Annotated in this window: 30 protein-coding genes; 29 read left to right on the top strand and 1 reads right to left on the bottom strand. The window is 57.0% G+C overall.

What is annotated here, in order from left to right; genetic code table 11:
• Window positions 1-6 precede the first annotated feature (6 nt).
• The 28 genes from rplD to bfr all read left to right on the top strand — a co-directional run bounded on the left by rplD (window position 7) and on the right by bfr (window position 14967).
• A complete protein-coding gene (gene rplD, locus KI235_RS27245) occupies window positions 7-609 on the top strand; it encodes a 50S ribosomal protein L4 (protein ID WP_003186057.1) in 603 nt (200 codons plus the stop codon).
• Entirely contained in the window at window positions 606-905 is a 300-nt protein-coding gene (rplW, locus tag KI235_RS27240; protein WP_002555488.1) for a 50S ribosomal protein L23, read from the top strand. Before rplD ends, rplW begins: the two co-directional genes overlap by 4 nt.
• Window positions 906-919: 14 nt before the next feature.
• The gene (gene rplB, locus KI235_RS27235) at window positions 920-1744 is read left to right on the top strand and encodes a 50S ribosomal protein L2 (protein WP_003186055.1); all 825 of its coding nucleotides are present in this window, start codon (window positions 920-922) and stop codon (window positions 1742-1744) included.
• A gap of 16 nt (window positions 1745-1760) precedes the next feature.
• Entirely contained in the window at window positions 1761-2036 is a 276-nt protein-coding gene (gene rpsS / locus KI235_RS27230) for a 30S ribosomal protein S19 (protein WP_002555486.1), read from the top strand.
• An 11-nt stretch (window positions 2037-2047) separates the two neighbouring features.
• Complete coding sequence (gene rplV / locus KI235_RS27225; RefSeq protein WP_003103908.1) at window positions 2048-2380, top strand: 50S ribosomal protein L22; 333 nt, start codon at window positions 2048-2050, stop codon at window positions 2378-2380.
• Between the two features lie 13 nt (window positions 2381-2393).
• Window positions 2394-3080, top strand: coding sequence for a 30S ribosomal protein S3 (gene rpsC, locus KI235_RS27220; RefSeq protein WP_003176422.1), 687 nt, complete (start codon window positions 2394-2396; stop codon window positions 3078-3080).
• A 12-nt stretch (window positions 3081-3092) separates the two neighbouring features.
• The gene (rplP, locus tag KI235_RS27215) at window positions 3093-3506 is read left to right on the top strand and encodes a 50S ribosomal protein L16 (RefSeq protein WP_003186052.1); all 414 of its coding nucleotides are present in this window, start codon (window positions 3093-3095) and stop codon (window positions 3504-3506) included.
• Entirely contained in the window at window positions 3506-3697 is a 192-nt protein-coding gene (gene rpmC / locus KI235_RS27210) for a 50S ribosomal protein L29 (protein WP_002555481.1), read from the top strand. Before rplP ends, rpmC begins: the two co-directional genes overlap by 1 nt.
• Window positions 3698-3699: 2 nt before the next feature.
• On the top strand, window positions 3700-3966 hold the full coding sequence (rpsQ, locus tag KI235_RS27205; RefSeq protein WP_003194644.1) for a 30S ribosomal protein S17: 267 nt from the start codon (window positions 3700-3702) through the stop codon (window positions 3964-3966).
• A 23-nt stretch (window positions 3967-3989) separates the two neighbouring features.
• A complete protein-coding gene (gene rplN / locus KI235_RS27200; protein WP_002555479.1) occupies window positions 3990-4358 on the top strand; it encodes a 50S ribosomal protein L14 in 369 nt (122 codons plus the stop codon).
• An 11-nt stretch (window positions 4359-4369) separates the two neighbouring features.
• Entirely contained in the window at window positions 4370-4684 is a 315-nt protein-coding gene (gene rplX, locus KI235_RS27195) for a 50S ribosomal protein L24 (RefSeq protein ID WP_003186046.1), read from the top strand.
• Between the two features lie 20 nt (window positions 4685-4704).
• Window positions 4705-5244, top strand: a complete 540-nt coding sequence (rplE, locus tag KI235_RS27190) for a 50S ribosomal protein L5 (protein ID WP_003186044.1) — start codon at window positions 4705-4707, stop codon at window positions 5242-5244.
• 13 nt (window positions 5245-5257) lie between these two features.
• Window positions 5258-5563 (top strand): 30S ribosomal protein S14, encoded by a 306-nt coding sequence (gene rpsN, locus KI235_RS27185; protein ID WP_003186042.1) that lies wholly within the window; start codon window positions 5258-5260, stop codon window positions 5561-5563.
• Between the two features lie 210 nt (window positions 5564-5773).
• On the top strand, window positions 5774-6166 hold the full coding sequence (gene rpsH / locus KI235_RS27180) for a 30S ribosomal protein S8 (protein ID WP_003186040.1): 393 nt from the start codon (window positions 5774-5776) through the stop codon (window positions 6164-6166).
• A 12-nt stretch (window positions 6167-6178) separates the two neighbouring features.
• Window positions 6179-6712 (top strand): 50S ribosomal protein L6, encoded by a 534-nt coding sequence (gene rplF / locus KI235_RS27175; RefSeq protein WP_003186039.1) that lies wholly within the window; start codon window positions 6179-6181, stop codon window positions 6710-6712.
• A 10-nt stretch (window positions 6713-6722) separates the two neighbouring features.
• Window positions 6723-7073: a 50S ribosomal protein L18 gene (rplR, locus tag KI235_RS27170; protein WP_003186037.1), complete on the top strand. Its 351-nt coding sequence runs from the start codon at window positions 6723-6725 to the stop codon at window positions 7071-7073.
• A gap of 3 nt (window positions 7074-7076) precedes the next feature.
• Window positions 7077-7577 (top strand): 30S ribosomal protein S5, encoded by a 501-nt coding sequence (gene rpsE, locus KI235_RS27165; RefSeq protein ID WP_003186035.1) that lies wholly within the window; start codon window positions 7077-7079, stop codon window positions 7575-7577.
• 2 nt (window positions 7578-7579) lie between these two features.
• Complete coding sequence (gene rpmD / locus KI235_RS27160) at window positions 7580-7756, top strand: 50S ribosomal protein L30 (protein ID WP_003186033.1); 177 nt, start codon at window positions 7580-7582, stop codon at window positions 7754-7756.
• Window positions 7757-7759: 3 nt separating this feature from the next.
• On the top strand, window positions 7760-8197 hold the full coding sequence (gene rplO, locus KI235_RS27155; protein ID WP_003186032.1) for a 50S ribosomal protein L15: 438 nt from the start codon (window positions 7760-7762) through the stop codon (window positions 8195-8197).
• Window positions 8198-9526 carry a preprotein translocase subunit SecY gene (secY, locus tag KI235_RS27150; RefSeq protein WP_003186029.1) on the top strand — a complete coding sequence of 443 codons (1329 nt, stop codon included), beginning with the start codon at window positions 8198-8200 and terminating at the stop codon, window positions 9524-9526.
• 30 nt (window positions 9527-9556) lie between these two features.
• Window positions 9557-9673, top strand: a complete 117-nt coding sequence (gene rpmJ / locus KI235_RS27145; protein ID WP_002555468.1) for a 50S ribosomal protein L36 — start codon at window positions 9557-9559, stop codon at window positions 9671-9673.
• A gap of 130 nt (window positions 9674-9803) precedes the next feature.
• Window positions 9804-10160 carry a 30S ribosomal protein S13 gene (rpsM, locus tag KI235_RS27140; RefSeq protein WP_003186020.1) on the top strand — a complete coding sequence of 119 codons (357 nt, stop codon included), beginning with the start codon at window positions 9804-9806 and terminating at the stop codon, window positions 10158-10160.
• Window positions 10161-10190: 30 nt separating this feature from the next.
• A complete protein-coding gene (rpsK, locus tag KI235_RS27135) occupies window positions 10191-10580 on the top strand; it encodes a 30S ribosomal protein S11 (protein WP_002555466.1) in 390 nt (129 codons plus the stop codon).
• Between the two features lie 18 nt (window positions 10581-10598).
• Window positions 10599-11219, top strand: a complete 621-nt coding sequence (gene rpsD / locus KI235_RS27130) for a 30S ribosomal protein S4 (RefSeq protein ID WP_003176404.1) — start codon at window positions 10599-10601, stop codon at window positions 11217-11219.
• A 22-nt stretch (window positions 11220-11241) separates the two neighbouring features.
• Window positions 11242-12243: a DNA-directed RNA polymerase subunit alpha gene (rpoA, locus tag KI235_RS27125; RefSeq protein WP_003186012.1), complete on the top strand. Its 1002-nt coding sequence runs from the start codon at window positions 11242-11244 to the stop codon at window positions 12241-12243.
• A 42-nt stretch (window positions 12244-12285) separates the two neighbouring features.
• On the top strand, window positions 12286-12672 hold the full coding sequence (gene rplQ / locus KI235_RS27120) for a 50S ribosomal protein L17 (protein WP_003186009.1): 387 nt from the start codon (window positions 12286-12288) through the stop codon (window positions 12670-12672).
• Between the two features lie 223 nt (window positions 12673-12895).
• Window positions 12896-14344 carry a catalase gene (locus tag KI235_RS27115; protein WP_013694334.1) on the top strand — a complete coding sequence of 483 codons (1449 nt, stop codon included), beginning with the start codon at window positions 12896-12898 and terminating at the stop codon, window positions 14342-14344.
• Window positions 14345-14502: 158 nt separating this feature from the next.
• Window positions 14503-14967 carry a bacterioferritin gene (gene bfr, locus KI235_RS27110; RefSeq protein WP_003206084.1) on the top strand — a complete coding sequence of 155 codons (465 nt, stop codon included), beginning with the start codon at window positions 14503-14505 and terminating at the stop codon, window positions 14965-14967.
• A 114-nt stretch (window positions 14968-15081) separates the two neighbouring features.
• On the opposite strand, the gene uvrA is transcribed toward bfr, so the two are convergent.
• Window positions 15082-17916 (bottom strand): excinuclease ABC subunit UvrA, encoded by a 2835-nt coding sequence (gene uvrA, locus KI235_RS27105; RefSeq protein WP_003206082.1) that lies wholly within the window; start codon window positions 17914-17916, stop codon window positions 15082-15084.
• Between the two features lie 179 nt (window positions 17917-18095).
• On the opposite strand from uvrA, the gene KI235_RS27100 reads away from it, so the two are divergent.
• Window positions 18096-19493 (top strand): MFS transporter, encoded by a 1398-nt coding sequence (locus tag KI235_RS27100; protein WP_003206080.1) that lies wholly within the window; start codon window positions 18096-18098, stop codon window positions 19491-19493.
• Window positions 19494-19499: the final 6 nt, after the last annotated feature.

The following is a 19499-nucleotide window of genomic DNA, read 5'->3' as shown; positions in this document are numbered from 1 at the left end:
GCTGACATGCAATTAAATGTAAATGACGCTCAAGCGATCGAAGTTTCCGAACTGACATTTGGCGGCGAATTCAACGAGACGCTGGTTCACCAAGCAGTCGTGGCCTACATGGCCGGCGGCCGTCAAGGTAGCAAGCAGCAAAAGACCCGTTCCGACGTTTCCGGTGGCGGCAAGCGCCCGTGGCGTCAGAAAGGTACTGGCCGTGCTCGTGCCGGTACTATCCGTAGCCCAATCTGGCGTGGCGGCGGTACCACTTTCGCAGCTCGTCCTCAGGATCACTCCCAGAAGCTGAACAAGAAGATGTATCGCGCAGCAATGCGTTCCATCCTTGCTGAGCTGGTGCGTACTGATCGTCTGGTCGTGGTTCAGGACTTCGCTGTTGAAGCACCGAAAACCAAAGATCTGCTGAACAAGCTGAACGGCATGGGCCTGACTGACGTCCTGATCGTGTCTGACGCTGTTGATCAGAACCTGTACCTGGCTGCTCGCAACCTGCCACACGTCGACGTTCGTGACGTGCAAGGTTCCGATCCGGTCAGTCTGATCGCATACGACAAGGTGTTGATCACCGTGTCGGCCGTGAAGAAATTCGAGGAGCTGCTGGGATGAACCAGGAACGCGTATTTAAAGTTCTGCTTGGCCCGCACGTTTCCGAGAAGGCTACGGTTCTGGCAGACAAGAAAGGCCAGTTCGTTTTCAAGGTTGCTACCGACGCAACCAAGCTGGAAATCAAGAAGGCCGTCGAAAGCCTGTTCAGCGTGAAAGTAGAGCGCGTGACTACCCTGAACGTTCTGGGTAAAAGCAAGCGCACTGCTCGCGGTCTGGGCAAGCGTAATGACTGGAAGAAGGCAGTTATCTCCCTTCAGCCAGGCCAAGATCTCGATTTCAGCAGCAGTGCTGAGTAAGGAAGGGGTGCATCATGGCAATCGTTAAATGCAAACCGACTTCCCCTGGCCGCCGTTTTGTGGTCAAGGTGGTCAACCAGGAGCTGCATAAAGGCGCTCCTCACGCACCGCTGCTCGAGAAAAAATCGAAGTCTGGTGGTCGTAACAACAATGGCCGTATTACCACTCGTCACATCGGTGGTGGTCATAAGCAGCATTATCGTCTGGTCGACTTCCGTCGCAACGACAAGGATGGCATCGCTGCCACCGTCGAGCGTATCGAATACGATCCAAACCGTACTGCTCACATCGCTCTGCTGCTGTACGCAGATGGCGAGCGTCGCTACATCATCGCCCCTAAAGGCGTGAGTGCTGGCGACCAGCTGATCGCAGGTGCCCTGGCACCGATCAAGCCGGGCAACGCTCTGCAACTGCGTAACATTCCAGTTGGTAGCACCGTACACGGCATCGAATTGAAGCCAGGTAAAGGCGCACAGATCGCTCGTTCCGCTGGTGCTTCGGCTCAGCTGATCGCTCGTGAAGGTGTCTACGTGACCCTGCGTCTGCGTTCTGGTGAGATGCGTAAAGTACTGGCTGAATGCCGTGCGACCCTGGGCGAAGTCTCGAACTCCGAGCACAGCCTGCGTTCGTTGGGTAAAGCTGGTGCCAAGCGCTGGCGTGGCGTTCGCCCAACCGTTCGTGGTGTTGCCATGAACCCGGTTGACCACCCACATGGTGGTGGTGAAGGTCGTACCTCTGGTGGTCGTCATCCGGTATCGCCATGGGGCTTCCCGACTAAGGGCGCGAAGACTCGTGGTAATAAGCGTACCGACAAAATGATCGTCCGTCGTCGCAAGTAAATAGAGGGATACGACAGTGCCACGTTCTCTGAAAAAAGGTCCTTTTATTGATCTTCACCTACTGAAGAAGATCGAAGTGGCGGCGGAAAAGAACGATCGCAAACCAGTTAAGACCTGGTCGCGTCGTTCGATGATCCTGCCACAAATGGTCGGTTTGACCATCGCAGTACACAACGGTCGCCAACACGTCCCAGTTCTCGTGAACGAAGACATGGTCGGCCACAAACTGGGCGAGTTCGCCGGTACCCGCACATACCGTGGGCACGTGGCTGACAAGAAAGCCAAGCGTTAAGGGGTAAGGAAATGGAAGTAGCCGCTAAGTTGTCGGGCGCTCGAATCTCCGCCCAGAAAGCCCGCTTGGTCGCCGACCAGATCCGCGGGAAGAAGGTGGGCGAAGCGCTCAACCTGTTGGCTTTCAGCAGTAAGAAAGCCGCCGAGATCATGAAGAAAGTGCTGGAGTCGGCCGTAGCCAACGCCGAGCATAACGAAGGCGCAGACGTTGATGACCTGAAGGTCAGCACCGTTTTCGTCAACGAAGGGCGTTCGCTGAAGCGCATCATGCCACGTGCCAAAGGCCGTGCTGATCGCATCGTCAAGCGGTCTTGCCATATCACTGTCAAGGTTGCTGACAAGTAACGGAGTCGAAGAGATGGGTCAGAAAGTACATCCCATTGGCATTCGCCTGGGAATCGTCAAGGAGCACACCTCCGTCTGGTACGCAGACGGTCGGACTTATGCGGACTACTTGTTCGCTGATCTGAAGGTGCGTGAGTATCTCCAAGACAAACTAAAAAGCGCGTCCGTAAGCCGTATCGATATCCATCGTCCGGCGCAGACTGCACGTATCACCATCCACACCGCTCGTCCAGGTATCGTTATCGGGAAGAAAGGTGAAGATGTTGAGAAACTGCGTCAGGACCTGACCAAGCAAATGGGTGTGCCTGTGCACATCAATATCGAAGAGATCCGCAAGCCGGAGCTCGACGGTATGCTGGTTGCGCAGAGCGTAGCTCAGCAGCTGGAGCGTCGCGTAATGTTCCGTCGCGCTATGAAGCGCGCTGTACAGAACGCAATGCGCATTGGTGCCAAAGGCATCAAAATCCAAGTGAGCGGTCGTCTCGGCGGTGCTGAAATCGCACGTACTGAATGGTATCGCGAAGGTCGTGTGCCACTGCACACCCTGCGTGCCGACATCGACTATGCCAACTACGAAGCTCACACCACCTACGGTGTGATCGGTGTAAAGGTTTGGATCTTCAAAGGCGAAGTAATTGGTGGTCGCCAAGAAGAACTGAAGCCACAAGCACCAGCGCCTCGTAAAAAAGCTGCTAAGTAAGGGGTACGCCAAATGTTGCAACCAAAGCGTACGAAGTTCCGCAAGCAGATGACCGGTCACAACCGTGGCCTGGCATTGCGCGGTAGCAAAGTCAGCTTCGGCGAGTTCGCGCTGAAGTCTGTTGCTCGTGGTCGTCTCACCGCTCGTCAGATCGAGTCAGCGCGTCGTGCTCTGACCCGTCACGTAAAACGTGGCGGCAAGATCTGGATCCGTGTATTCCCGGACAAACCTGTCACCAAGAAGCCACTCGAAGTTCGGATGGGTAAAGGTAAGGGTAACGTGGAGTACTGGGTTGCCCAGATTCAGCCAGGCAAAGTCCTGTATGAAATCGAGGGTGTTTCTGAAGAGCTGGCGCGTGAGGCTTTCGCCCTGGCTGCTGCAAAGCTGCCGCTCGCCACCTCCTTTGTTAAACGGACGGTGATGTGATGAAAGCGAATGAACTTCGTGAAAAATCAGCACAGCAGCTGAACGAGCAACTGCTCGGCCTGCTGCGCGACCAGTTCAATCTGCGTATGCAGAAAGCAACTGGCCAGTTGGGGCAGTCTCATCTGCTCTCGCAAGTTAAGCGTGACATCGCTCGCGTGAAAACTGTGCTCAACCAGCAGGCAGGTAAGTAATCATGGCTGAAGCCGAAAAAACTGTCCGTACGCTGACTGGCCGTGTTGTCAGCGACAAGATGGACAAAACCATCACCGTTCTGATCGAGCGTCGCGTTAAGCACCCGATCTACGGTAAATACGTTAAGCGTTCGACTAAGCTGCACGCGCACGACGAAACCAATCAGTGCCACATCGGCGACAAAGTCACTATTCGTGAAACTCGTCCGATGGCCAAGACCAAGTCTTGGGCGCTGGTTGATGTTCTCGAACGCGCTGTGGAAGTCTAAGGGCTAGGGGTCGGAGAAATTATATGATTCAGACTCAATCCATGCTCGATGTGGCCGATAACAGCGGCGCTCGCCGTGTTATGTGCATCAAGGTGCTGGGTGGCTCCCATCGTCGTTACGCTGGTATCGGTGACATCATCAAAGTTACCGTCAAGGAAGCAATTCCTCGCGGTAAGGTGAAAAAAGGCCAAGTGATGACAGCTGTCGTAGTCCGCACTCGCCATGGCGTCCGTCGTGCTGACGGCTCCATCATCCGCTTTGATGGCAACGCTGCTGTTCTGTTGAACAACAAGCAAGAGCCGATCGGCACCCGTATCTTTGGGCCAGTGACCCGTGAGCTTCGTACTGAGAAGTTCATGAAGATCGTCTCGCTCGCCCCAGAAGTGCTGTAAGGAGATCCGACATGCAAAAGATTCGTCGTGACGACGAGATCATCGTGATCGCCGGCAAAGACAAAGGTAAGCGCGGTAAGGTGCTGAAGGTTCTTGCTGACAACCGTCTGGTTGTTGGTGGTCTGAACCTGGTCAAGCGTCATACCAAGCCTAACCCGATGTCGGGCGTACAGGGCGGTATCGTCGAGAAAGAAGCGCCACTGCACGCTTCCAACGTCGCCATCTTCAACGGCGAAACCAACAAGGCTGACCGCGTTGGTTTCAAAGTAGAAGACGGTAAGAAAATTCGTGTCTTCAAGTCGACCCAAAAAGCGGTTGATGCTTGAACACTGCTAGGTAGAAGACCATGGCACGACTAAAAGAGATTTACCGGAAGGAAATCGCACCGAAACTTAAGGAAGAACTTAAGCTTTCGAACGTGATGGAAGTTCCGCGCGTTACCAAAATCACCCTGAACATGGGTCTGGGCGAAGCGATCGGCGACAAAAAAGTCATCGAGCACGCTGTTGCCGACCTGGAAAAGATCACCGGTCAGAAAGTCGTTGTGACTTACGCTCGGAAATCCATCGCTGGCTTTAAAGTCCGTGAAGGTTGGCCGATCGGCGTCAAAGTGACCCTGCGCCGTGAGCGTATGTACGAGTTCCTGGATCGTCTGCTGTCGATCTCCCTGCCTCGGGTTCGCGACTTCCGCGGCCTGAATGCCAAGTCCTTCGATGGTCGTGGCAACTACAGCATGGGCGTTAAAGAGCAGATCATTTTCCCGGAAATCGATTACGACAAGATCGACGCTCTCCGCGGTCTGGACATTACCCTGACCACCACTGCTCGGACGGATGACGAAGGTCGCGCACTGCTGCGCGCTTTCAAATTCCCGTTCCGCAACTGATTGGAGTAGGAAAATGGCCAAGAAGAGCATGAAAAACCGTGAGCTGAAGCGTCAGCTCACCGTTGCCAAGTACGCCACCAAGCGTGCAGCGCTGAAAGCTATCATCGTTGATCTGAACGCAAGTCCAGAAGCGCGTTGGGAAGCTACCGTAGCCCTGCAGAAGCAGCCACGTGACGCAAGCGCCTCGCGCATGCGTAACCGCTGCCGCCTGACTGGTCGTCCGCACGGCGTGTACCGCAAGTTCGGCCTTGGCCGTAACATGCTGCGTCAAGCTGCAATGCGTGGTGACGTTCCAGGTCTGGTTAAAGCCAGCTGGTAAGCACTGTCAAAGTCGCGGCGTTCGGGATCGCAAGATCCTGACCGTCGGTGACCTTGAACATGAATCAAGCCCCTATTGGGGCTTGATTCATTTGTGGGGTGTGTCTAGAATACCCGGCTCGCCTGAGCCCGTGTTTTTATTGCACGGATGCGCTCGGCGACACGTACTAGCCGAAAGGCTAATTTTTTGTGTATTAGGAGCGTCTAGCCCATGAGTATGCAGGACCCGTTAGCGGACATGCTAACTCGTATCCGTAATGCCCAGATGGCTGAAAAGTCCGTCGTAAGCATGCCATCTTCTACTTTGAAGGTAGCTGTTGCCAAAGTCCTGAAGGACGAAGGTTACATTGCGGGTTATCAGATCAGCAGCGAAATCAAGCCACTGCTGTCCATCGAGCTGAAGTACTTCGAAGGCCGTCCGGTCATCGAGGAAGTGAAGCGCGTTAGCCGTCCAGGCCTGCGTCAGTACAAGTCCGTCGATGATCTGCCAAAAGTTCGTGGCGGTCTCGGTGTGTCTATCGTCTCCACCAACAAGGGTGTGATGACGGATCGTGCTGCGCGCGCTGCCGGTGTCGGCGGCGAAGTTCTTTGCACTGTGTTCTAAGGGGGGATAAGCATGTCACGCGTCGCTAAGAACCCCGTTAAGCTGCCAGCCGGTGTCGAAGTCAAATTCGCAGGCCAACAGCTTTCGGTGAAGGGTGCCAAGGGCACTCTGCAACTGAACATCCATTCGTCCGTTGAGATCGTTGAAGAAGCTGGTGAGCTGCGTTTCGCTGCTCGCAATGGCGATCAACAGACTCGCGCAATGGCTGGTACCACTCGTGCGTTGGTAAACAACATGGTCCAAGGCGTAAGCCAAGGCTTCGAGCGCAAGCTCCAGCTGGTCGGTGTTGGTTACAAAGCGCAAGCAAAAGGCACAGTGCTGAACCTGGCTCTTGGCTTCTCGCACCCAGTGGATTATGAACTGCCGGAAGGCATCACCGCTGAGACTCCTAGCCAGACCGATATCCTGATCAAGGGCATCGACAAGCAACTGGTAGGTCAAGTGGCCGCCGAGATCCGCGACTTCCGTCCACCAGAGCCGTACAAAGGCAAAGGTGTGCGCTACGCGGACGAAGTCGTCCGTCGTAAAGAAGCCAAGAAGAAGTAGGGCATAGCAAATGACCGACAAAAAAGTTACTCGACTGCGTCGCGCTCGCAAAGCACGCCTGAAAATGCACGAACTCGAAGTCGTGCGTCTCTGCGTGTTCCGCTCGTCGCAGCACATCTACGCCCAGGTCATTTCGGCCGACGGCAACAAAGTCCTGGCAAGTGCCTCGACTTTGGATAAAGAACTGCGTGATGGTGCCACTGGCAACATCGACGCGGCCACTAAGGTTGGCCAGCTGGTCGCTACGCGTGCTAAAGCCGCTGGCGTCTCGCAGGTGGCTTTCGACCGCTCTGGCTTCAAGTACCACGGTCGCGTCAAGGCGCTGGCTGATGCTGCTCGTGAAGCTGGGCTGGAGTTCTAAGTTATGTCAAATAACGACCAAAAGCGCGACGAAGGCTACATCGAGAAGCTGGTTCAAGTTAACCGCGTAGCCAAAACCGTTAAAGGCGGCCGTATCTTCACTTTCACTGCGTTGACCGTAGTGGGTGATGGTAAAGGCCGTGTTGGCTTCGGCCGTGGCAAGTCGCGTGAAGTGCCTGCTGCGATCCAGAAGGCAATGGAAGCTGCTCGCCGCAACATGATCCAGGTTGATCTGAACGGCACCACTCTGCAGTACGCAATGAAGTCCGCCCATGGCGCTTCGAAGGTGTACATGCAGCCTGCTTCTGAAGGTACCGGTATCATCGCTGGCGGCGCTATGCGTGCTGTCCTCGAAGTTGCTGGCGTTCAGAACGTTCTGGCCAAGTGCTACGGCTCGACTAACCCGGTAAACGTGGTTCACGCCACTTTCAAGGGTTTGAAAGCAATGCAGTCTCCTGAATCCATTGCCGCCAAGCGTGGCAAAAGCGTCAAGGAGATCTTCTGATCATGGCTACCGTAAAAGTTACGCTGATCAAAAGCATGACCGGCCGCATCCCTAACCACAAACTGTGCGTTAAGGGTCTGGGTCTGCGTCGCATCGGTCACACTGTAGAAGTCCTGGATACTCCCGAGAATCGCGGGATGATCAACAAGGCTTACTACATGCTGCGTGTCGAGGGTTAATCGATGAAACTCAATGATCTGAGTCCAGCGCCGGGTTCCCGTCGCGAAAAGCATCGTCCGGGCCGTGGTATCGGTAGTGGTTTGGGCAAGACCGGTGGCCGTGGCCACAAAGGTCAGACCTCCCGCTCCGGTGGCACCATTGCTCCAGGCTTTGAAGGCGGTCAACAGCCGCTGCATCGTCGCCTGCCGAAGTTCGGTTTCGTTTCCCTGAAAGCCATGGACCGCGCAGAAGTGCGTCTGTCCGAGCTGGCCAAAGTGGACGGCGACATCGTCACCGTGCAGTCCCTGAAGGATGCCAACGTGATCAACCAGAACGTTCAGCGTGTGAAAATCATGCTGTCGGGCGAAGTTGCTCGTGCTGTCACCATCGGAAAGGGAATCGGCGCCACCAAAGGTGCGCGTGCGGCTATCGAAGCAGCTGGCGGCAAGTTCGAGGAATAAATGGCTAAGCAAGGTGCTCTCTCTGCGCTCGGCAAAGGCGGTATGTCTGAACTCTGGGCTCGTCTGCGTTTTCTGTTCCTGGCGATTATCGTCTACCGAATAGGCGCACACATCCCGGTTCCAGGTATCAACCCGGACCGACTCGCGGACCTGTTTCGACAGAATGAGGGGACCATTCTTAGCTTGTTCAACATGTTTTCCGGCGGCGCGCTGGAGCGGATGAGCATCTTTGCACTGGGGATCATGCCGTACATTTCGGCATCGATCATCATGCAATTGATGAGCGCCGTCAGCCCGCAGCTGGAGCAGTTGAAGAAGGAAGGTGAAGCTGGCCGTCGCAAGATCAGCCAGTACACCCGCTACGGCACTGTCGTCCTCGCTCTCGTTCAAGCCATTGGCATGTCCATCGGCTTGGCGGGGCAGGGCGTTTCGTTCACTGCTGACTTCAGCTTTCATTTCGTTGCGGTAACCACTTTTGTGGCGGGCGCGATGTTCATGATGTGGCTGGGTGAGCAGATTACTGAGCGTGGTGTTGGCAACGGTATCTCGATGTTGATCTTCGCAGGTATCGTCGCCGGTCTTCCGAGAGCGATCGGGCAGTCTTTCGAGTCTGCGCGTCAGGGTGATATCAACATTTTCGCCCTGGTTGCCATCGGTCTGCTGGCAGTAGCGATTATCGGTTTCGTGGTGTTCATTGAGCGTGGCCAGCGTCGTATTGCTGTTCACTACGCCAAGCGTCAGCAGGGCCGCAAGGTATTTGCTGCGCAGACTAGCCACTTGCCGTTGAAGGTGAACATGGCCGGCGTAATTCCGGCTATTTTCGCGAGCAGCATCCTGCTGTTCCCGGCTTCGTTGGGTGCCTGGTTCGGCCAGTCTGAAGGTATGGGCTGGTTGCAGGACATCTCGCAGTCGATCGCTCCTGGTCAGCCGTTGAATATTCTGCTGTTTAGTGCAGGGATTATTTTCTTCTGCTTCTTCTATACGGCGTTGATGTTCAATCCGAAAGACGTAGCGGAAAACCTGAAGAAGTCCGGTGCCTTTATTCCGGGCATCCGTCCAGGTGAGCAGTCTGCGCGCTACATTGATGGCGTTCTGACTCGCTTGACCATGTTCGGTGCTCTTTACATGACGGCCGTCTGTCTGTTGCCCCAGTTCCTGGTGGTTGCGGCAAACGTACCGTTCTACCTTGGCGGGACCTCGTTGCTGATCGTGGTCGTGGTTGTGATGGACTTCATGTCCCAAGTACAATCGCACCTCGTTTCGCACCAGTACGAATCCCTGATGAAGAAAGCCAACCTGAAGGGCTACGGCAGCGGCATGTTGCGCTGAGTAGCGTCCATAAGGTTCGAGGAGTTGGTGATGAAAGTTCGTGCATCGGTGAAAAAGCTGTGCCGTAACTGCAAGATTATTCGCCGCGAAGGTGTTGTTCGGGTAATTTGCAGCGCGGAACCGCGTCACAAACAGCGCCAAGGCTGAGTGTGATTGTGCTTTAAGCCCGGCAGCTAGTGCGCTGCCGGGTTGATTATTTGTTATTACAGCGATATTATCTCGCGCCCTATTTCTTGGCTTCCGGGGCGTAGGTAGCTGTCAATTGGAGTCCCACTGAATGGCCCGTATTGCAGGCGTCAACATTCCAGATAACAAGCATACTGTTATCTCGCTGACCTACATCTATGGTGTTGGTCGCACTACTGCACAGAAAATTTGTGCAGTGACTGGGGTCAACCCAGCGGCAAAGATCAAAGATCTGAGCGACGAGCAGATTGAACAGCTGCGTGGCGAAGTGGCGAAGTTCACCACTGAAGGTGACCTGCGTCGCGAAATCAACATGAAAATCAAGCGCTTGATGGACCTCGGTTGCTATCGCGGTCTGCGTCATCGTCGTGGTCTGCCAGTACGCGGTCAGCGTACCAAGACCAACGCGCGTACCCGTAAAGGTCCGCGTAAGCCGATCCGCAAGTAATCGCCCCAGCGAATCGACAGGAATTTAATCATGGCAAAACCTGCTGCTCGTCCTCGTAAAAAAGTTAAAAAGACAGTGGTTGATGGCATCGCCCACATCCATGCTTCTTTTAACAACACCATCGTGACCATTACCGACCGTCAAGGTAACGCTCTTTCCTGGGCTACCTCCGGTGGTTCGGGTTTCCGCGGTTCCCGCAAGTCCACCCCGTTCGCTGCTCAAGTAGCTGCTGAGCGTGCTGGTCAAGCTGCGCTGGAATACGGCCTGAAAAACCTCGACGTCAACGTCAAGGGTCCAGGTCCAGGTCGTGAATCCGCAGTCCGCGCTTTGAACGGCTGTGGCTACAAGATCGCCAGCATCACCGACGTGACGCCAATCCCGCACAACGGGTGCCGTCCGCCGAAGAAGCGCCGCGTGTAATCCAGGAGATTGTAAAGAATGGCTCGTTACATTGGTCCAAAATGCAAACTCGCTCGTCGCGAAGGCACCGATCTTTTTCTGAAGAGCGGCGTGCGCGCGATCGAATCGAAGTGCAACATTGAAGCAGCACCTGGTATCCACGGCCAACGCCGCGGTCGCCAGTCCGACTACGGCACCCAACTGCGTGAAAAGCAGAAGGTCCGTCGTATCTACGGCGTTCTCGAGCGTCAATTCAGCGGCTACTACAAAGAAGCTGCTGGCAAGAAAGGCGCAACCGGCGAAAACCTGTTGCAACTGCTCGAATGCCGCCTGGACAACGTTGTATACCGTATGGGTTTCGGTTCTACTCGTGCCGAATCTCGTCAGCTGGTATCGCACAAGTCGATCAGCGTTAACGGTCAGACCGTAAACGTTCCGTCCTACCAGGTTCGTGCTGGTGACGTGGTTGCTGTTCGCGAGAAAGCAAAGAACCAACTTCGCATTGTCCAAGCTCTCGATCTGTGTGCCCAACGTGGCCGCGTAGAATGGGTAGAAGTAGACACTGAGAAGAAGTCGGGCGTTTTCAAGAACGTTCCTGCTCGCAGTGATCTGTCCGCCGACATCAACGAAAGCCTGATTGTCGAGCTCTACTCCAAGTAAGGGCTAGAAAATAGGTGCATCCATGCAGATTTCGGTAAATGAGTTCCTGACACCCCGCCATATTGATGTGCAGGTTGTCAGTCCAACCCGCGCCAAGATCACACTCGAGCCTCTCGAGCGTGGTTTCGGCCACACCCTGGGCAACGCGCTGCGCCGCATCCTGTTGTCCTCAATGCCCGGCTGTGCAGTAGTCGAGGCCGAGATTGACGGTGTGCTCCACGAGTACAGCGCCATCGAAGGTGTACAGGAAGACGTAATTGAAATCCTGTTGAACCTTAAAGGTCTGGCTATCAAGCTGCACGGTCGTGACGAAGTTACGCTGACCTTGTCGAAGAAGGGTTCGGGGGTGGTTACCGCTGCCGATATTCAGCTGGATCATGATGTCGAGATCGTTAACCCCGATCACGTAATCGCTAACCTGGCGTCTAACGGCGCCCTGAACATGAAGCTCACCGTAGCTCGTGGTCGTGGTTATGAACCGGCAGACTCGCGTCAGAGCGATGAAGACGAAAGCCGCAGCATCGGTCGCTTGCAGCTTGACTCTTCGTTCAGCCCAGTTCGCCGTATCGCATACGTGGTGGAAAACGCCCGTGTCGAACAGCGTACCAACCTGGACAAGCTGGTTATTGATCTGGAAACCAACGGTACCCTGGATCCTGAAGAGGCTATCCGCCGTGCTGCAACCATCCTGCAACAGCAGTTGGCTGCGTTCGTCGACCTCAAAGGTGACAGTGAGCCAGTGGTTGTCGAGCAGGAAGACGAGATCGATCCGATCCTGCTTCGCCCGGTTGACGATCTGGAACTGACTGTACGTTCGGCTAACTGCCTTAAGGCGGAAAACATCTACTACATCGGCGACCTGATTCAGCGTACCGAAGTAGAGCTGTTGAAGACTCCGAACCTTGGCAAGAAATCCTTGACTGAAATCAAGGACGTTCTGGCCTCCCGCGGTCTGTCCCTCGGCATGCGCCTCGACAACTGGCCGCCTGCAAGTCTTAAGAAGGACGACAAGGCGACTGCCTGATCGTCGTAATCACCGAACGTTGTGTTTGGTAAGGAATGAACCATGCGTCATCGTAAAAGTGGTCGTCACCTGAGCCGCACCAGCTCGCACCGCAAGGCCATGTTCCAAAACATGGCGGTGTCGCTGTTCGAGCACGAGCTGATCAAAACTACACTGCCGAAAGCCAAAGAACTGCGTCGCGTTGCTGAGCCGCTGATCACTCTGGCCAAGACAGATAGCCTGGCTAACCGCCGTCTGGCTTTCGACCGTACTCGTTCGAAAGCTATCGTTGGTAAGCTCTTCAACGACCTGGGCAAGCGTTACGCTACCCGTGAGGGTGGCTACCTGCGCATCCTCAAGTGCGGTTTCCGCGCTGGCGACAACGCGCCTATGGCGTACGTCGAGTTGGTTGATCGTGCTACCAGCGGTGAAGCTGTATCCGCTGAGTAAGTCGGCAACATACAAAAAACCGGGCCTTGTGCCCGGTTTTTTGTTGCCTGAAGGAAAGCAGGCAAGCCGTTTCGACTGGCTTGGCTATTGGCAAGTATTCAGCGTTAGATAATGACTATCGATGTCCATGATTTAATGAATTTGGATACTGTCATTAATATGATCAATACTCCTTTCCAGCCGATTAGCCGGCAGTTCGAAGACCGACCTAGGAAGATTGAGCATGAGCCAGATCAAAACGCTTACGACCGCCAGCGGCGCTCCTGTCGCCGATAACCAGAACTCTCGTTCCGCCGGCCCGCGCGGCCCGCTGCTGCTCGACGACTTTCACTTGATCGAGAAGCTTGCTCACTTCAACCGCGAAAACATCCCTGAACGTCGCGTGCATGCCAAAGGCTCGGGCGCCTACGGTACATTCACCGTCACCCAGGACATCACTCAGTACACCAGCGCCAAGTTGTTCGAGTCGATCGGCAAGCAGACGCCAACCTTCCTGCGGTTCTCTACCGTGGGTGGTGAACGTGGTTCGGCCGACACTGAACGCGACCCGCGCGGCTTCGCCCTGAAGTTCTACACCGAGGAAGGCAACTGGGACATCGTTGGCAACAACACGCCGGTATTCTTCATTCGTGATCCGTTGAAGTTTCCAGACTTCATCCACACCCAGAAACGTCTGCCGCAAAGCAACCTGAAAAGCGCCCAGGCGATGTGGGATTTCTGGTCGCATTCGCCTGAGGCGTTGCACCAGGTCACCATTCTGTTCTCCGATCGCGGTATTCCGGATGGCTACCGTCACATGCACGGCTTCGGCAGTCACACCTACAGCCTGATCAACGCGCAGGGTGAGCGCCACTGGGTGAAGTGGCACTACAAGACCCAGCAAGGGATCAAGAACCTCGCGCCGGCAGAGGCAGCACGCCTGGCGGGTACCGACCCGGATTACGCCCAGCGTGACTTGTTCGGTGCCATCGAGCGCGGTGACTTCCCGAAATGGAGCGTTTGCATCCAGGTCATGACCGAAGCCCAGGCCGCAGCCCATTACGAGAATCCGTTTGACGTCACCAAGACCTGGTCGCAGAAAGAGTTTCCGCTGATCGAAGTCGGTGTGCTCGAGCTCAACCGTAACCCGCTGAATTACTTTGCCGAAGTCGAGCAAGCGGCATTTGGCCCTAGCAACATGGTGCCAGGGGTTGGCCTCTCGCCGGACCGCATGCTGCAGGGACGTGTCTTCGCCTACGCGGATGCGCACCGCTACCGTGTGGGCACCAATCACCAGCAATTGCCGGTGAATGCGCCGCGCAGCCCGGTCAATACCTACCAGCGCGACGGCGCCATGGCGTTTGGCAGCAATGGCGGGGCGGCACCAAACTACGAGCCTAACAGCTACGTGGAGGCACCGAAGCAGGCACCGCGTTACGCAGAACCAGCACTGGCCCTCAGTGGCGCGGCGGACCGTTACGACCATCGCGAAGACACCGACTACTACAGCCATGCCGGAGCGCTGTTCCGCTTGATGAGCGACGAGCAGAAGGCGCTGTTGATCAGCAACATCGCCGGCGCAATGGGAGGCGTGTCGGCAGATGTGGTTGACCGTCAGTTGCAGCATTTCTTCAAGGCCGATGTTGCCTATGGAGAGGGCATCGCAAAAGCCTTGGGTGTAGCGCTTAACTAAGTCTAAACGAGAAGCAGAACCGCCCTCATTAGGGCGGTTTTTGCGTTATTTAACCTGGTTTTCTCGGATTTTCTTCGCTTTTGTTGCGTTGAGCCAGTGACCTTGCGGTCAGCTTGGTTCAAACTACAGCCTTTAAAAGCTTGTGGAGATGTAGGGCGATGCAAGGTCACCCAGACGTAATCGATTACCTCAACACGTTGCTGACAGGCGAACTGGCAGCTCGTGATCAATATTTCATCCATTCGCGGATGTACGAGGATTGGGGTTTTACCGAGCTCTACGAACGTATCAACCACGAGATGGAAGAAGAGACCCAGCACGCCGATGCGCTGATGCGTCGGATCCTGATGCTCGAAGGCACGCCACGCATGCGCGCCGATGACCTCGACGTCGGTACCACGGTGCCCGATATGCTCGCCGCCGACCTGCGCCTGGAATACAAAGTCCGCGCTGCGCTGTGCAAAGGCATCGAGCTCTGCGAACAGCACAACGACTACGTGACCCGCGAGATCCTGCGGATCCAGCTCGCCGACACCGAAGAAGACCACACCTACTGGCTGGAGAAGCAGTTGGGTCTGATCAAGCTGATCGGGTTGGAAAACTACTTGCAATCGCAGTTCTGATTGCTGGGAAAGGGAACGCAGAGCGTCCCAAGCTGCATTCCCACGCAGAGCGTGGGAACGATCAAGCCCCTGTCATCGGTGAGATGACAGGGGCTTTTTCGTGCTCGGGTGAAATCAGTCCCGATCACGTTCCAGCAGCGGCTTGAGGTAGTAGCCGGTGTAGGACTGCTTCATCTCGGCCACTTGTTCCGGCGTCCCTACGGCGATGATCTGGCCACCCTTGGAGCCGCCTTCCGGCCCCAGGTCCACCAACCAGTCAGCGGTCTTGATCACGTCCAGGTTGTGTTCGATCACCACCACGGTGTTGCCGTGGTCACGAAGGCGGTGCAGCACGTCGAGCAATTGCTGGATATCGGCGAAGTGCAGGCCTGTGGTCGGCTCGTCGAGGATATACAGGGTCTTGCCGGTGTCGCGCTTGGACAGCTCGCGGGACAACTTGACCCGCTGGGCTTCACCGCCGGACAGCGTGGTTGCCGACTGCCCCAGCTTGATATACGACAGGCCGACATCCATCAGCGTCTGGAGCTTGCGCGCCAGGGCCGGCACCGCGTCGAAGAACACCCGGGCCTCCTCGATGGTCATCTCGAGGGTTTCGTGGATGTTCTTGCCCTTGTATTTGATCTCCAGGGTCTCGCGATTGTAGCGCTTGCTCTTGCACACATCGCACGGCACGTAGATGTCTGGCAGGAAGTGCATTTCCACCTTGATCAGGCCATCGCCCTGGCAGGCTTCGCAGCGCCCGCCCTTGACGTTGAACGAGAAACGCCCTGGGCCGTAGCCACGCGAACGGGACTCCGGCACGCCGGCGAACAGTTCGCGGATCGGTGTGAACAGCCCGGTATAGGTCGCCGGGTTCGAACGCGGGGTGCGGCCAATCGGGCTCTGGTCGATGTCGACCACCTTGTCCAGGTGCTCCAGGCCCTTGATGCTGTCGTGGGCGGCCGCTTCCAGGGTGGTGGCGCCGTTCAGGGCCGTGGCGCTGAGGGGGAACAGGGTGTTGTTGATCAGCGTCGACTTGCCGGAGCCGGACACGCCGGTAACGCAGGTCAGCAGGCCGATCGGGATTTCCAGGTCGACGTTGCGCAAATTGTTGCCGCGAGCACCCTTGAGGGTCAGCGACAACTTCTTGTTGCGCGGCGTACGTTTGGCCGGGACCTTGATCTTGACCCGACCCGACAGGTATTTGCCCGTCAACGAGTCAGGGTGCGCCATGACTTCGGCAGCGGTGCCCTGGGCGACGATATGCCCGCCATGCACGCCCGCGCCCGGGCCGATGTCGACCACGTAGTCGGCCAGGCGGATGGCGTCCTCGTCGTGCTCGACCACGATCACCGTGTTGCCGATGTCCCGCAGGTGCTTCAGGGTCCCGAGCAACCGGTCGTTATCCCGTTGGTGCAGGCCGATGGATGGCTCGTCGAGGATGTACATCACCCCCACCAGGCCGGCGCCGATCTGGCTGGCGAGGCGGATACGCTGGGCTTCGCCGCCGGACAGGGTGTCGGCGCTGCGATCGAGGGTCAGGTAATCCAGGCCGACGTTCACCAGGAACTGCAGGCGCTCGCGGATTTCCTTGAGGATCTTGTCAGCGATTTCGCCCCGACGGCCGGTGAGCTTCAAACCGCCGAAATAATCGGTGGCGTCGCCAATCGGCAGGTTGGTCACCGCCGGCAGCGTTTTCTCGCCGACCCATACATGCCGCGCTTCGCGACGTAGACGGGTGCCACGGCAATCCGGGCAGGGCTGGGTGCTGAGGAACTTGGCCAGTTCTTCGCGCACGCTGGCCGATTCGGTCTCGCGGTAGCGTCGCTCCAGGTTCGGCACGATGCCCTCGAACGGGTGTGAGCGCTTGACGATATCGCCGCGGTCGTTGAGGTATTTGAAGTCGACATTCTGCGAGCCGCTGCCCTGCAGGATGAATTTCTGCTGGTCAGCGGGCAACTCGTTGAACGGCATGTCCAGGCTGAACTTGTAATGAGCTGCCAGCGAACCGAGCATCTGGAAGTAATAGACGTTGCGCCTGTCCCAGCCGCGAATCGCGCCTTCGGCCAGGGTCAGCTCGCCATTGACCAGCCGCTTGGTGTCGAAGAACTGCTTGACCCCCAGGCCGTCGCAGGTCGGGCAGGCGCCAGCCGGGTTGTTGAAGGAGAACAGCTTGGGTTCCAGCTCGCTGATGGCGTGGCCGCAGATCGGGCAGGCGAAGCGCGCGGAGAAAATGATTTCCTCGCCAGGCTCGTCGTCCATCGGCGCGACCAGGGCGATGCCGTCGGCCAGTTTCAGCGCCGTCTCGAAGGACTCGGCCAGCCGCTGTTGCAGGTCGGCCCGGACCTTGAAGCGGTCGACCACTACATCGATCGAATGCTTCTTCTGCTTATCCAGCTTCGGCAATTCGTCCAGTTCGCACAGTTTGCCGTTGACCCGGGCCCGCACGAAGCCCTGGGCGCGCAGTTCTTCGAAAACCATCAGGTGTTCGCCCTTGCGCTCGCGAATCACTGGCGCCAGCAGCATCAGCTTGCTGCCTTCCGGCTGGGCCAGCACCAGGTCGACCATCTGGCTGACGGTCTGGGCTTCCAGGGGAATATCGTGATCGGGGCAGCGGGGAATGCCGACCCGCGCATACAGCAAACGCAGGTAGTCGTAGATCTCGGTGATGGTGCCGACCGTCGACCGGGGGTTATGGGAGGTCGACTTCTGTTCGATGGAAATGGCCGGCGACAGGCCTTCGATGGTGTCGACGTCGGGTTTTTCCATCATCGACAGGAACTGCCGGGCGTAGGCCGACAGCGATTCGACATAGCGTCGCTGGCCTTCAGCGTACAACGTGTCGAAGGCCAGGGATGATTTGCCGGATCCGGACAGGCCGGTGATGACGATCAGCTTGTCCCGTGGCAGGGTCAGGTCGATGTTCTTCAGGTTGTGGGTACGGGCCCCACGAATCAGGATCTTGTCCAAAGTGGCCTCGCTCGGCGGGCGTCGAAAACGTAGGAGTATACGGGCAAATACTGGATGGATGCACACTATCGAAGGTGCGATTGCAGCCATACATGAAGACTGCGCGGCAAACAGTCGCCATATACCCTCTCAATCGATGGGACTGGTAGAATCGCCGCCGGTTCACATGAGGTTTTTCCATGCAAGATCCCCACAGCGAACGCATGAGTAGTGGCGAGACACGCGCAGCAAGCGGTCTGGCCCTGGTGTTCGCCTTCCGTATGCTGGGCATGTTCATGGTGTTGCCGGTGCTGGCGACCTATGGCATGGACCTGGCTGGCGCGACCCCGGCCCTCATCGGGTTGGCGATTGGCGCTTATGGCCTGACCCAGGCGATCTTCCAGATCCCGTTCGGGGTCATTTCCGACCGCATCGGCCGGCGTCCGGTCATCTACCTGGGGCTGATCGTCTTCGCCCTTGGCAGTGTGCTGGCGGCCAATGCCGACTCGATCTGGGGCGTGATCGCCGGACGCATCCTACAGGGCGCCGGGGCTATTTCCGCGGCTGTCATGGCGCTGCTGTCAGACTTGACCCGCGAACAACATCGGACCAAGGCCATGGCCATGATCGGCATGACCATTGGTCTGTCGTTCGCCGTGGCCATGGTGGTAGGTCCCTTGCTGACCCGTGCCTTTGGCTTGTCGGGCCTGTTCCTGGCGACCGGCGCCATGGCGCTGGTAGGCATCCTGATCGTGGCGTTCATGGTGCCGCACGCCACCGGGCCGTTGCAGCACCGGGAGTCCGGGGTGGCGCGCCAGGCATTGATCCCGACGCTCAAGCACCCGGACCTGTTGCGCCTGGACCTGGGCATTTTCGTGCTCCACGCCATGCTGATGTCCAGCTTCGTGGCCCTGCCGCTGGCCCTGGTCCAGAAGGCCGGCCTGCCCAAGGAGCAGCACTGGTGGGTCTACCTGACGGCGCTGCTGATTTCGTTCTTCGCCATGATTCCGTTCATCATCTATGGCGAGAAGCGACGCAAAATGAAACGAGTTTTGCTCGGCGCCGTCATGACGTTGATGCTCACTGAGCTATTCTTCTGGCAGTTCGGCGATAGCTTGCGGGCGCTGGTGATCGGCACGGTGGTGTTCTTTACCGCGTTCAATCTGCTGGAAGCATCGCTGCCGTCGTTGATCAGCAAGGTTTCACCGGCGGGCGGCAAGGGCACGGCGATGGGGGTCTATTCCACCAGTCAGTTCCTGGGTTCGGCGTTGGGCGGGATCCTCGGCGGCTGGCTGTTCCAGCATGGCGGTTTGTCGGTTGTGTTCCTGGGTTGTGCCGCGCTGGCTGCACTTTGGTTCGCCTTTGCTGTTACCATGCGCGAACCTCCCTATGTGACGAGCCTGCGCTTGCCCTTATCGCCCGAGGCGATTCGTGAGGCTGGCCTGACCGAGCGTCTGAAGGCCGTCGTTGGAGTAACCGATGCAGTGGTGGTCGCCGACGAGGCGGCCGTGTATATCAAACTCGACACCGAATTATTGGATCGCGCGACGCTCGAGCGCCTGGTGAACAACCCGGCCCCGACCACGTGCGAAGCCTAGGAGAAC

This window comes from Pseudomonas sp. St386 (assembly GCF_018325865.1).
In the GTDB taxonomy this organism is placed as follows: domain Bacteria; phylum Pseudomonadota; class Gammaproteobacteria; order Pseudomonadales; family Pseudomonadaceae; genus Aquipseudomonas; species Aquipseudomonas brassicacearum.
The sequence above is the reverse complement of the archived record's forward strand: the minus strand, read 5'-3'. Positions and strand labels throughout refer to the sequence as shown.

Coding starts and splice junctions, on each gene's coding strand:
- bfr (WP_003206084.1), top strand. CDS start 14,503: ATGCAAGGTCACCCAGACGTAATCGATTACCTCAACACGTTGCTGACA.
- rplD (WP_003186057.1), top strand. CDS start 7: ATGCAATTAAATGTAAATGACGCTCAAGCGATCGAAGTTTCCGAACTG.
- rplW (WP_002555488.1), top strand. CDS start 606: ATGAACCAGGAACGCGTATTTAAAGTTCTGCTTGGCCCGCACGTTTCC.
- rplX (WP_003186046.1), top strand. CDS start 4,370: ATGCAAAAGATTCGTCGTGACGACGAGATCATCGTGATCGCCGGCAAA.
- rpsM (WP_003186020.1), top strand. CDS start 9,804: ATGGCCCGTATTGCAGGCGTCAACATTCCAGATAACAAGCATACTGTT.
- rpsC (WP_003176422.1), top strand. CDS start 2,394: ATGGGTCAGAAAGTACATCCCATTGGCATTCGCCTGGGAATCGTCAAG.
- rplO (WP_003186032.1), top strand. CDS start 7,760: ATGAAACTCAATGATCTGAGTCCAGCGCCGGGTTCCCGTCGCGAAAAG.
- rplN (WP_002555479.1), top strand. CDS start 3,990: ATGATTCAGACTCAATCCATGCTCGATGTGGCCGATAACAGCGGCGCT.
- rpsH (WP_003186040.1), top strand. CDS start 5,774: ATGAGTATGCAGGACCCGTTAGCGGACATGCTAACTCGTATCCGTAAT.
- rplE (WP_003186044.1), top strand. CDS start 4,705: ATGGCACGACTAAAAGAGATTTACCGGAAGGAAATCGCACCGAAACTT.
- rplR (WP_003186037.1), top strand. CDS start 6,723: ATGACCGACAAAAAAGTTACTCGACTGCGTCGCGCTCGCAAAGCACGC.
- rpsK (WP_002555466.1), top strand. CDS start 10,191: ATGGCAAAACCTGCTGCTCGTCCTCGTAAAAAAGTTAAAAAGACAGTG.
- rpoA (WP_003186012.1), top strand. CDS start 11,242: ATGCAGATTTCGGTAAATGAGTTCCTGACACCCCGCCATATTGATGTG.
- rplV (WP_003103908.1), top strand. CDS start 2,048: ATGGAAGTAGCCGCTAAGTTGTCGGGCGCTCGAATCTCCGCCCAGAAA.
- rpsN (WP_003186042.1), top strand. CDS start 5,258: ATGGCCAAGAAGAGCATGAAAAACCGTGAGCTGAAGCGTCAGCTCACC.
- rpsE (WP_003186035.1), top strand. CDS start 7,077: ATGTCAAATAACGACCAAAAGCGCGACGAAGGCTACATCGAGAAGCTG.
- rpmC (WP_002555481.1), top strand. CDS start 3,506: ATGAAAGCGAATGAACTTCGTGAAAAATCAGCACAGCAGCTGAACGAG.
- rplB (WP_003186055.1), top strand. CDS start 920: ATGGCAATCGTTAAATGCAAACCGACTTCCCCTGGCCGCCGTTTTGTG.
- rpsD (WP_003176404.1), top strand. CDS start 10,599: ATGGCTCGTTACATTGGTCCAAAATGCAAACTCGCTCGTCGCGAAGGC.
- rplF (WP_003186039.1), top strand. CDS start 6,179: ATGTCACGCGTCGCTAAGAACCCCGTTAAGCTGCCAGCCGGTGTCGAA.
- KI235_RS27100 (WP_003206080.1), top strand. CDS start 18,096: ATGCAAGATCCCCACAGCGAACGCATGAGTAGTGGCGAGACACGCGCA.
- rpsQ (WP_003194644.1), top strand. CDS start 3,700: ATGGCTGAAGCCGAAAAAACTGTCCGTACGCTGACTGGCCGTGTTGTC.
- secY (WP_003186029.1), top strand. CDS start 8,198: ATGGCTAAGCAAGGTGCTCTCTCTGCGCTCGGCAAAGGCGGTATGTCT.
- rpmJ (WP_002555468.1), top strand. CDS start 9,557: ATGAAAGTTCGTGCATCGGTGAAAAAGCTGTGCCGTAACTGCAAGATT.
- rplP (WP_003186052.1), top strand. CDS start 3,093: ATGTTGCAACCAAAGCGTACGAAGTTCCGCAAGCAGATGACCGGTCAC.
- rpmD (WP_003186033.1), top strand. CDS start 7,580: ATGGCTACCGTAAAAGTTACGCTGATCAAAAGCATGACCGGCCGCATC.
- KI235_RS27115 (WP_013694334.1), top strand. CDS start 12,896: ATGAGCCAGATCAAAACGCTTACGACCGCCAGCGGCGCTCCTGTCGCC.
- rplQ (WP_003186009.1), top strand. CDS start 12,286: ATGCGTCATCGTAAAAGTGGTCGTCACCTGAGCCGCACCAGCTCGCAC.